The sequence below is a fragment of the Pseudoalteromonas sp. S558 genome, from assembly GCF_005886635.1.
Classification (GTDB): Bacteria; Pseudomonadota; Gammaproteobacteria; order Enterobacterales; family Alteromonadaceae; genus Pseudoalteromonas; species Pseudoalteromonas aliena.
This window is the reverse complement of sequence record NZ_PNDU01000194.1, coordinates 30,291-40,626: the sequence shown is the minus strand read 5'-3', so window position 1 is coordinate 40,626 and position 10,336 is coordinate 30,291. Positions and strand designations below refer to the sequence as shown.

The 10,336-nt window shown below is 38.4% G+C and carries 8 protein-coding genes; 3 read left to right on the top strand and 5 right to left on the bottom strand.

Annotated features, from left to right (window positions below):
• Positions 1-246: 246 nt before the first annotated feature.
• Positions 247-2,328, top strand: a complete 2,082-nt coding sequence (locus CWB66_RS13700) for a S9 family peptidase (protein ID WP_138585812.1) — start codon at positions 247-249, stop codon at positions 2,326-2,328.
• 29 nt (positions 2,329-2,357) lie between these two features.
• Here the strand turns inward: CWB66_RS13700 and CWB66_RS13695 are convergent, their stop codons facing one another.
• Positions 2,358-3,113: a LytR/AlgR family response regulator transcription factor gene (locus CWB66_RS13695; RefSeq protein ID WP_077536445.1), complete on the bottom strand. Its 756-nt coding sequence runs from the start codon at positions 3,111-3,113 to the stop codon at positions 2,358-2,360.
• Positions 3,114-3,350: 237 nt separating this feature from the next.
• Here CWB66_RS13695 and CWB66_RS13690 point away from each other — a divergent pair, with 237 nt between their 5' ends.
• Positions 3,351-6,293 (top strand): TonB-dependent receptor domain-containing protein, encoded by a 2,943-nt coding sequence (locus tag CWB66_RS13690; RefSeq protein ID WP_138585811.1) that lies wholly within the window; start codon positions 3,351-3,353, stop codon positions 6,291-6,293.
• 233 nt (positions 6,294-6,526) lie between these two features.
• Here CWB66_RS13690 and CWB66_RS13685 read toward each other — a convergent pair whose 3' ends face one another.
• Positions 6,527-7,000 (bottom strand): Dps family protein, encoded by a 474-nt coding sequence (locus CWB66_RS13685; RefSeq protein WP_077536443.1) that lies wholly within the window; start codon positions 6,998-7,000, stop codon positions 6,527-6,529.
• A 333-nt stretch (positions 7,001-7,333) separates the two neighbouring features.
• Here CWB66_RS13685 and CWB66_RS13680 point away from each other — a divergent pair, with 333 nt between their 5' ends.
• Positions 7,334-7,543 (top strand): hypothetical protein, encoded by a 210-nt coding sequence (locus CWB66_RS13680; protein ID WP_138585813.1) that lies wholly within the window; start codon positions 7,334-7,336, stop codon positions 7,541-7,543.
• Here the strand turns inward: CWB66_RS13680 and CWB66_RS13675 are convergent.
• From CWB66_RS13675 to CWB66_RS13665, 3 genes are all read right to left on the bottom strand, one after another.
• Positions 7,540-8,142 (bottom strand): PGAP1-like alpha/beta domain-containing protein, encoded by a 603-nt coding sequence (locus CWB66_RS13675; protein ID WP_077536442.1) that lies wholly within the window; start codon positions 8,140-8,142, stop codon positions 7,540-7,542. The two genes, CWB66_RS13680 and CWB66_RS13675, sit on opposite strands and share 4 nt — an antisense overlap.
• A gap of 22 nt (positions 8,143-8,164) precedes the next feature.
• Positions 8,165-8,701 (bottom strand): YaeQ family protein, encoded by a 537-nt coding sequence (locus CWB66_RS13670; protein ID WP_138585810.1) that lies wholly within the window; start codon positions 8,699-8,701, stop codon positions 8,165-8,167.
• A 170-nt stretch (positions 8,702-8,871) separates the two neighbouring features.
• Entirely contained in the window at positions 8,872-10,167 is a 1,296-nt protein-coding gene (locus CWB66_RS13665) for a DNA cytosine methyltransferase (RefSeq protein ID WP_138585809.1), read from the bottom strand.
• Positions 10,168-10,336 lie beyond the last annotated feature (169 nt).

Here is a 10,336-nt window from a genome sequence, read left to right as displayed (position 1 = left end):
GGGCCGCGCATGTTTGGCATCTATGCTGCGTTATTGCCTATTTAGGGGGAACAACCACACTACATAGGCTCTGCATTGCCTAAATACCAAACAGTCTGCTGCAAATTTAACCTCGAAAGATAAACAGGCCCTAGCTAAGCTTAATATTTATACTTAACATAGTTATTTTTAAGTTGGCCCAGTGGGTAGGCTTTTTTATTTTTATGATAAACTGCGAATATTGTTATTTTTTAATTGGCCTTATTTGTGTCTCGTCCTAACTTACCTTTAAATTTATTACCCAGCGCCCCTATTGCTAAAAAACAAGCTCACAAACTCAATACTCATAATAAATCACGCACTGACAATTATTATTGGATGCGCGATGATGAGCGTCAAAGCAAAGCAGTACTTGAACATTTAAAGGCTGAAAATACTTATTGTGATGAGCAGTTAGCACCCATGAAGCCATTACAAAATACGCTATTTGAAGAGTTAAAAGCACGTATTGTTAAAGATGATAATACGGTTCCAGTTAAAGATGGCAAATATTGGTACCACTCAGAAGTGCGCGGAGATGATGAATATTCTCGCCATTATCGTAGCACCAGTATGAGCGCAGACGATAAACAGCTTTTATTAGACGTAAACAAAATAGCCGCAGGGTATGAATTTTTTGAATTAGGCGAAGTTGCACTGAGTTCATGTGAGCAACTTATGGCATATTCAGAAGATACTGAAGGCCGTCGTATTTATGTGGTGCGCTTTAAAAACCTTGAAACAGGTGAAATGCTAACTGATGTACTTGAAAATACCGAAGGGCAAATTGTTTGGGCTAACGATAATAAAACTGTTTTTTATGTAAAAAAAGATCTCCAAACATTACTAGGCTACCAAGTATTTAGGCATCAACTGGGCAGCGATCAAAGCCAAGATGTTTTGGTGTATGAAGAGCAAGATAGCCGCTTTTTTATGGGACTTGGTAAAAGTCGTGACGAAAGTCTTATTATTATTGACTTGGCTACCACCGAAACAAATGATACTTGGGTGCTTGATGCCAATAAACCAAATGGCGAATTTAAAGCATTAATGCCACGCGAGGAAGGGCACGAGTTTGATGTAGATAAACTAGATGACACATTCTATATTGTGACTAACTGGCAGGCTAAAAACTTTAGATTAATGACGGCAACAAGCCAAACCATTGCCGATAAAACACAATGGTTAGAGCATACTGCTCATAGAGATGATGTACTGCTCGAAGGTGTTGAGCTATTTAATGACTATTTAGTGTTGAGTGAACGCGAACAAGGACAAGCGCGGTTCGTAGTGGTTGATCAACACAACAACCGCATGGTGTTAGATTTTGCTGATCCTTGTTATTACGCCGCTGTTGCAATGAACCCAGAGCCTAATGTGCAAACCGCACGTATTTATTATTCAAGTCTTACCACGCCTGGTTCGTTATATGATGTTGATTTAAAAACGGGTTTTAAAACATTACTAAAACAGCAAAAGGTAGTCGGTGATTTTAATGCTGATGATTACCAATCTGAACGATTAACAATTACTGCCCGTGATGGGACAAAAGTGCCCGCGTCGATTGTGTATCGTAAGGAGTACTTTAATAAAGATGGTACTAACCCGTTGTTTCAATATGGATATGGAGCGTATGGCTATACTATTGATCCGAGCTTTTCTAGTACATCATTAAGTTTACTCGACCGTGGCTTTGTTTATGTTATTGCACATGTTCGTGGATCTGAAATGCTCGGGCGAGAGTGGTATGAACACGGTAAAAAAGAGCATAAACAAAATAGCTTTAATGACTTTATCGATGTAACGAAAGCACTCGTTGCTCAAGGTTATTGTGATAGCAGCAAAGTGTTTGCTTCAGGCGGAAGTGCAGGTGGTTTACTTATGGGAGCCGTAGTCAATCAAGCACCAGAGTTATATTGTGGTGTAGGTTGTCATGTTCCATTTTTAGATGTACTCACTACCATGCTTGATGAAAGCATTCCACTTACCACTAATGAATATGACGAGTGGGGAAACCCAAACGATCCTTGTTTTTATGACGTGATAGAAGCCTACTCACCATACGACAATATTAGTGCGCAAAACTACCCGAATATGCTGGTAACTACCGGACTGCACGATTCACAAGTACAATATTGGGAGCCTATGAAATGGGTTGCCAAAATGCGTGAACTTAAAACAGACAACAATATTTTAGTGTTTAAAACCGATATGGATGCTGGTCATGGTGGCGCATCAGGTCGTTTTAAAAGCTTAGAAGAAAAAGCCCTCGAAATGGCCTTTTTTATAATGCTTGTCAATAAACCGTAAGTACATAACAGCTAATATTAATGAGCCTACTATTGAAGTGGGCTTATTATACTTTCTAAACATCCTTTATAGCGCCTTGATAAATTTAAACACATATCGTTTTTTAGCCTCACTTTATAGTCACCGCTGTCTGTTGGCATAAGTTCGCAAATGGCTTGTTTTCTAACTAAAGTAGAGCGATGAATACGTATAAATCCTTCGGGTTCTAGTTGTTGTTCGATATTTTTCATCGTTTCGCGATGTAAAATTGGCGTGCTACCTTGAGTGAAATGTAATTCCACATAATTACCTGCGCCATTGATCCAAATAATATCTTTTATATCAATCAACCTTACCTTACCGACATCTTTAACTACAATATGCGACGAAGACGGCTTCTCATGTTGGATGCTTTGTTGGTATTGGCGCTCAATGGCACTTGCAATTGGGCAAAGGTGAACAATTTTATCAAAACATTTTTCTATTCTGGGAGCTGTTGAATCTACAGTTAAAAAGTCTACAGCGCCTACTTCAAATGCAAAACTAGCAAACTGGCCTGATTGCCCAATAATGATTAGCTTCATTTTTTTTGCTAATTCGGCTAAGTGTACAATTTGGGTTGGATCAGAGAGGCTTGTTAACTCGTAAAAAAGCACGTTATATTTCGTCGTATCTATTTGATCTAATCGCTTATCTGCAGCAAGAGATTGAGACTTAAAATGACGGTGATCTTGCATTTGTTTTGTTAAAAATGTTGCAAACGTGGCATTACTAACCAGTGTTTGAGCATGAAAAGAAGCGTCCATTATTTTATACCCCATTGTGTAGATAATAATTAAGACCGTGTTTAGAGAGAAAAGTGTTAAAAAAATACAATATTTTTATAAAATTATTGTGATATATGCATTTAACCCATCAATCTTGCAGTTCACACCAATATAAACGCCTGTTAAAGCAAACATATAGAGACTTGATATTAATCCTTTTAATGTGGCCCGTGAAGTAACTATTTAGTTACAAAAATAACAATTCAGGGGAATTACATGACATTAACTAACAAGGTTCGCACGCGATTATTTAAAAAATCATCGTTAACTATTGCGCTAAGCAGTGCAATACTTGCAGGATTTTCATTTCAAGGTGTGGCTGCAGAAGATGATGAAATTACCAAAATAGAACGTGTACAAGTTACTGGTTCTCGTATTCGTTCAGCCGAGGCTATGTCTTCTGCGCCAATTCAGGTTGTAGATAGTGCAGCAATCGATGCATCAGGCTCTCTTAATATTCAAAACCTATTATTAGATAACCCAGCGTTCGGTTCACCAGCTATTAGCCGGACTAATTCTAACTTCAACACAGCAAGTGCTGGTGTGGCTACCGTTGATTTACGTAATTTAGGCTCAGAAAGAACATTAGTACTTGTTAATGGTCGCCGTTATGTATCGGGTTTACCAGGTAGCTCAGCAGTAGATTTAAATACCATTCCTAGCCAATTTATCGAACGAGTTGAAATTATGACTGGCGGCGCATCATCAGTTTATGGCTCTGATGCAGTAGCAGGTGTGGTTAACTTTGTTTTAAAAGATGACTTTGAAGGTATTGAATTTGAAGGTCAATTTGGTGAGTCCAAAGAAGGCGATGACCAATCTCGACAATTCTCTTTCACGTCGGGTTTAACCAGTAGTGATGGCAAGGGTCATGCAATGTTTCACTTAGGTTATTCTGATCAGGGTGCTGTTTACTCTCGTGATCGTGACCGTTCTGCTGTGGATCAATTCTCGCAAATATTTTTTGAAGATGATCCTGCTGCAAATCCAAATGCTATTTTTGATACTGTACGTCCTTTTTTCTCGTCATTTCCACCTCAAGGTCGATTTGATGCAGGAGACACTCGCTTTACATTCGATCAAAATAACAATCTACAAAATTCGTTTAGCACCAATGGTGGCGATGGCGTTGCTGCAAATGGCTTTAACCGAAGTGGGGTTCGTACAATTGCAATTCCAACCGAGCGTTATTTATTTGCATCCAACGGCAGTTATGAACTTAATGATAAACACAGCTTTTTTTATGAAGGTACGTATGCGTCGAGCACAACTCGTTCAGAGCTAGAGCCATTCCCATTTGCATCTGATGATATTTACGCTAATGGGCGTGTTCCTATTGAATTTGAAGTAAATGGAGAGCTACTACGCAGTGCGTTTGTACCTGACGATATTTATAATGCAGCAACAGATACAGATGGCGACGGTAGCCGAGATATTTTCTTTGCAAAGCGTTTAAGCGATATTGGTAACCGTGGGGCACGTGCAGAGCGTGATACATTCCGTATTGCATTAGGTTTTCAAGGTGAAATAAACGACAACTGGTTTTACGATACTTACTACGTGTATGGCAAAACAAAAGAGTCACAAGTATCTGGTGGTTTAGTTAATGTACAAAGCTTTCGACGAGGTTTAGAAGCTGTTAACGATCGTTTTGACCTTGATGGCGATGGTATAACTAACGAAGCAATCTGTATTGACGCAACGGCTCGAGGCTTTAACTGTGCACCAGTTAATATTTTTGGTTTTAATTCACTATCGCAAAGTGCAATTGATTTTGTAAGTGCACCAAGCTCTCTTTCTACTTCTGTAGAGCAAGAAATTATTGGTGGTAATATCTCGGGTGATTTATTTGAGTTACCTGCAGGAACTGTGGGTATCGCAGCTGGTTTTGAATATCGTGAAGAATTTTCTCGTAGTGAGTTTGATGCATTACAACAAGCAGGCCTTAATGCGGGTAATGCAATTCCGGCAACAGAAGGCTCATTTGATGTAACTGAGTATTATATTGAAACAAATATTCCAATACTCGACTCAGTGACTATGAATGCAGCAGTTCGCTTGTCAGATTATTCTACAGTAGGTAATACAGAAAGTTGGAATGTAGGTTTAGATTGGGAAGTGACAGATAGTTTACGTTTACGCGCGACTCGAGCGCGCTCAACTCGTGCGCCTAATATTGATGAATTGTTTTCTCCACCGTCACAAACATTTCCAAGTGGCTTAAACGATCCTTGCTTAGGAATTACAAGTAGTGGGGGTGGTACATCAGGCGATTCATGTCGTGCAGATGTGGGTGTTGCCAGTAATATTGCTACCAATGGTGCATTTACGCTTAACCAATCTGATTTACAAGGTATCAGTGGCTTTAACCGTGGTAATACAGATCTTAAAGAAGAAGTAGGTAACTCAGTGACAGTGGGTGTGGTTTTTACACCTGAAAACTTAATATCGGGTTTAGATATCACGCTTGACTACTTTGATATAGAAATTGATGATGCAATAGTTTCAACACCTCGCCAGTTTATTCTTGAGCAATGCTATGGTGGAGGTGATGATAGTTTCTGTAACTTTATTACACGCCGTGGCGCTCCATCGGGTAATAATAGCGCAGGTTCGCTAGAGTTTATTGATAGCGGTGTATCAAACAGCGGTGGTTTGGGTACTGAAGGTGTCGATTTAACACTAACGTACGCCACAAATATAGGCCCAGGTGCATTCAAAACTCGCCTTGCATACACTTATCTAATTGATGGTTACAGTATTCCGTTACCTGGTGCAGATAAAGATGTATTTGCTGGTGAAGTTGGTGCGTCTGAGCATAAAGCAAACTGGAACTTAGGTTATAAAATTAATGATTTTGACTTTAACTGGAGCATGACATTTACAGGAAGTGCTGATTTTGATGATCAATTTTTAAGTGGTTTGAGGATTCCAGCTGGCTCAGTTGGTGTTGGTTCTGTCACGTATCATGATGTGCAAGCAAGCTATCATATTAGTGATTCAATGGAGTTATATGTAGGAGCTAATAACTTATTTGATAAAGAGCCACCACGTATTGTTTCTGGTATAAGTGGTTCAGATACAGGCACTGAAACCGACGCTGGTACATATGACCCAATTGGTCAAACTGTATACATTGGTTTTAGAAGTAAGTTCTAATCAGTAATAACGATATTAGCTTTTAATATTGTTATTGATATGTGCAAAGCCTCAGTAATCACTGAGGCTTTTTGCAATACACTGCTTTATTGTCCACTTAAACCAAAAACAACGCCACTGGTAACAGGGGCGTTGTTTCGCTTTGGGGTGAGGTTAATATAGTAACCGAATCGCTTGATTGTTCACGATTTATCCCTAATTAAGCCCTCAATGAGGGCTTTTATTTTTTTGACTTAATCTAAATATGCTTTAAGCATCCAAACGAGTTTTTCTTGCTCTGAGATATAATCGCTCATTAACGAAGCAGTCCCTTCGTCTTCAGCGTCACTTGCTTGGTTCAATATTTCGCGCTGCATTTTAATTAGCGTGCTGTAACCGGCTAGTAAGTTTTCTACAGCAGTAACTCCATCGCTAATACCTTTTGCTTCTTTAATTTTGCTTACTTCTAAGTAATCAGAAAATGCGTGAAGAGGCTCGCCATCTAGCGTTAAGATGCGCTCAGCTACTTCGTCTACTTTTAAAAGTAAAAGGTTATAAATTTCTTCAAACTTAATGTGTAGTTCAAAAAAGTTACGGCCTTTAATGTTCCAATGAAAACCGCGCGCATTCATGTACTGAATTTGGTAGCTGCTTAATAACGTATTGAGTGACTTTACAATATCATCACTTTTTGCGCTGTTTAGACCAATTGCGTTTACCTGTGACATAACTGACTCCTTTAATAACCGTTTGTTTGTGAACTTGTGATAAGTATTGCGTACCAGCTTAAATTAGTAAAATCGTTTATGTTAATCAACTTTATAGTTTTAAACTATCAGTAACCAGTAATGCTTATATTCACCCTTACCTAATAGAAATGGGTCGGATTAATTAAAATACCACCCCTTACAAGAAAATAAACATTTGGGCTGTGTTAATTATGATCTGAAACAAGTTTTGTATGGACATTGCACAAAGGTATTTTATTGTTTGATTTAGGTCAAAAAGCACTCGTTTTAATGGCGCATACTAATTCTGTAGCAATTATTAGGAGAGATAACATGCACGCAAAAACAGTTAAGCAAAATAAAGCAGAGTTGATTGTGGTTGGTATAGCGTTGGTGGCATTTGTATTGGGGTTAGTTGCTCATTTAGCAGGAGCTAGTATTGCCAATTCAGCTTTTTTTGGTTACATCGCAGCGCCAATACCCCTGATATTGGGTATTATATTTTTAATAAGTTATAAAATTGCAGAAGCCGCAGAAGATTAATTCTCGCTTAAGCATTTTAAAATATAGTCGACCACTTCGCGTGAGTAAATCATACTGGTATGGCTTAAATGGAACACTTTATGTTCAGCCATACCTTTGAGCTTAGTTTCATCAAGTAATACAGTGCCATCTGATTTACTGCCTTTAACTATAAGAGGCATTAAACCAATGGGTAAGTCACCTGCAATACTAAAAAGCTTCGCTTTAAACGGCCAATTACCATTTTGTGTAAGCAAAAATTCAACGCTATTTTTTAAAAAAGACTCAAACCCTTTTTGCTTCATTTTTTGTGCAATATGGCTGCCTTGATGAGGCGTGCCTAAAGTAACTACTTTTGTAATGTGTTGGCTTGCAACTGAATTAGCTTCTAGGTATGCGCGAGCGACTAATCCGCCCATTGAGTGACATACGAGTGCAGAAGGTTCACCTGCAATAAATTCATCAATTTGAGCAAAAATAGCATCGCGGTTTGGATCAAGCGTATTGTAAGTAAGGTTTAATACTTTAACACCAGATTCTTCTAAACGAGAGCACAGTGGGCGCATAACAAAGCCTGACATATATAAGCCATGTAAAACAATAACGTGTTTAATCTTCATACGCCCTCAAAAAAGTGATTAGTTACATTAACTGCTGTGGTTTTATTTCAATATTAGTATTATCTGTGTTTACCCACACTTCGCCATCTTGAATGGTAATTGCAAGCTTAATACTGCGATCAACCAAAGCAGCAAGTGCTTGTGTCGTTGCGTAATCAAGGCTAAAAATACTTAGGTTTTTAAATTCGTACAACTTAGGTTGATGTTTTTGCCACCAAATTGCCTGATTGTTTTCACCATAAGTATAAAGCACCACTTTTTTAGATTTATTACAGGCTTTTTTAAGGCGTTTTTCATCAGGTAAACCCAACTCAACCCACAACTCTATTTCTTCGCTGTAATTTACATGCCAAAGTTCAGGCTCATCATCTGCACTTAACCCTTTGGTAAATTCTAAACCATCACAGCTATTGAGTGCAAAAGCGAGTAGACGAATCATCAATCGTTGATCGGTTTCTGAAGGGTGTTGAGCCAAGGTTAAACTAAAGTCTTGGTAAACGTGGCGGTCCATATCGCTAAGCGATAATTGCACTTTCATAATGGTGGATTTAAGAGCCATAACAACTAATCTAAAAAAATTTGCGCCAGTATAGCGCATTAATACCCAAACCACCTCAAGATAACAATCCAGCGTTTTATTGGGTTAAAAAAGTAAATTTACGCATTAATAGTGAGCCTATCGTAAGTCAACTTAACGGGCGAACATTGACATGAAGCGTGCTCATATAGCTAAACTTGGTCTCTACCTTTAAGTAGCGCTTTAACTACTTGTTTTGCTAGCGCATCAACAACTTTCATACATACAGAATTACCAAACTGTTTATAAATTTGGCCCTGAGATACGGCGTCAATAATGTATTCTTCTGGGAATCCTTGTAATCTGGCACATTCTCGAGGTGTTAGCTTTCGAGGGCGTTTACCAAGTTCTGATTGATCAATTAAAATTTCAGAGCCATCTTTGTAGTAACGGGCACTTATTGTGTTTGTATATTGGCTTTGCGCGTTAAATATCGAATAGCCAAAGCCGTTACCTCTTGCTTCGTGATTTTTTCTTCTGCGTTGATGGCCCACCCATATTTTTTCAGATATCGTGAATTTATCATCACTAGAGGTTATTTTTCTGAAATCTTCTAAAATGTCACCCACTTTTGTTGGTGTTTTAGGTGCGATTGGCCAATTAAACAGTTCATCAAAATTACAGTCTTTAAAGTGGTTTTTATTAAACCCGACTATGAATACACGCTCTCTGTTTTGAGGAACGCCAAAATCACCTGCCCTAAGTACTTTATAATCAACCCAATAATTTAACTTCTCTGATAGCGCATGTCTTGTCTCTTCACTTAAAGGCACATCATCCGGAATTTCTAAATCAAAGTTACCTCTTAAAATATCTAAAATGGTATTTAAGGTACGGCCTTTGTCATGACCTTGTAGCTGTTTTACATTCTCAAGTACAAAAACTTTAGGTTTTTTTTCTGTGAGGATTCTTTGAATTTCAAAAAACATGGTTCCACGCGTATCGCTAAAACCTTGTTTTAGCCCTGCTTGAGAAAAAGCTTGGCACGGGAAGCCACCTAAAAGTATGTCATGATCAGGGATGTCTGAGGCAGCTACTTTGGTGATATCGCCATTTGGCATTTCACCATAATTAGTTAGATATGTTTTTTGGGCAAACTTATCCCACTCAGAGGTAAATACACAGTGTCCACCGAGCTTTTGGAAAGGCAATCTGATCCCTCCAATCCCTGCAAATAAATCTATAAATGTAAATTCAGACTCAGATAAGGCTTTCTGCTTAAATGGTGCATTATCTAAATGAGACTTTAACTGCGATTCTAGGTTGAGTATATCTACTAGCTTTTTTGCTGTTGGTTTATGTTCACCAGTTTCCCACCCTCTAACTGTACGCTCACCCGTAGAAGCCATACCAAGTAAGTTCGCAAATTCAGTACGTCCTAACCCTAAGCCTTCTCGTATGCTTCTAATTTTTTTTGCTATATCTTTATTTATTAAAGCTGTTTGCATAGTACAGTTTAACTTATCCGGTTTTAGTCCGAGGAGAGTAGCACTACATAAATAGCCAAGCAATACGTATAGAGCACTTGAAAGCTTAGTGATAAATATAAGACACCAGCAGACATATTATGGGTTGGCGTTATCAGCCCTTTTCTTTGGGATATTTATTAACAGAGGA

What these genes read in the sequence shown, in the direction of transcription:
- CWB66_RS13695 (WP_077536445.1), bottom strand. Translation starts at nt 3,113, where the DNA reads ATGGACGCTTCTTTTCATGCTCAAACACTGGTTAGTAATGCCACGTTT.
- CWB66_RS13690 (WP_138585811.1), top strand. Translation starts at nt 3,351, where the DNA reads ATGACATTAACTAACAAGGTTCGCACGCGATTATTTAAAAAATCATCG.
- CWB66_RS13685 (WP_077536443.1), bottom strand. Translation starts at nt 7,000, where the DNA reads ATGTCACAGGTAAACGCAATTGGTCTAAACAGCGCAAAAAGTGATGAT.
- CWB66_RS13680 (WP_138585813.1), top strand. Translation starts at nt 7,334, where the DNA reads ATGCACGCAAAAACAGTTAAGCAAAATAAAGCAGAGTTGATTGTGGTT.
- CWB66_RS13675 (WP_077536442.1), bottom strand. Translation starts at nt 8,142, where the DNA reads ATGAAGATTAAACACGTTATTGTTTTACATGGCTTATATATGTCAGGC.
- CWB66_RS13670 (WP_138585810.1), bottom strand. Translation starts at nt 8,701, where the DNA reads ATGGCTCTTAAATCCACCATTATGAAAGTGCAATTATCGCTTAGCGAT.
- CWB66_RS13665 (WP_138585809.1), bottom strand. Translation starts at nt 10,167, where the DNA reads ATGCAAACAGCTTTAATAAATAAAGATATAGCAAAAAAAATTAGAAGC.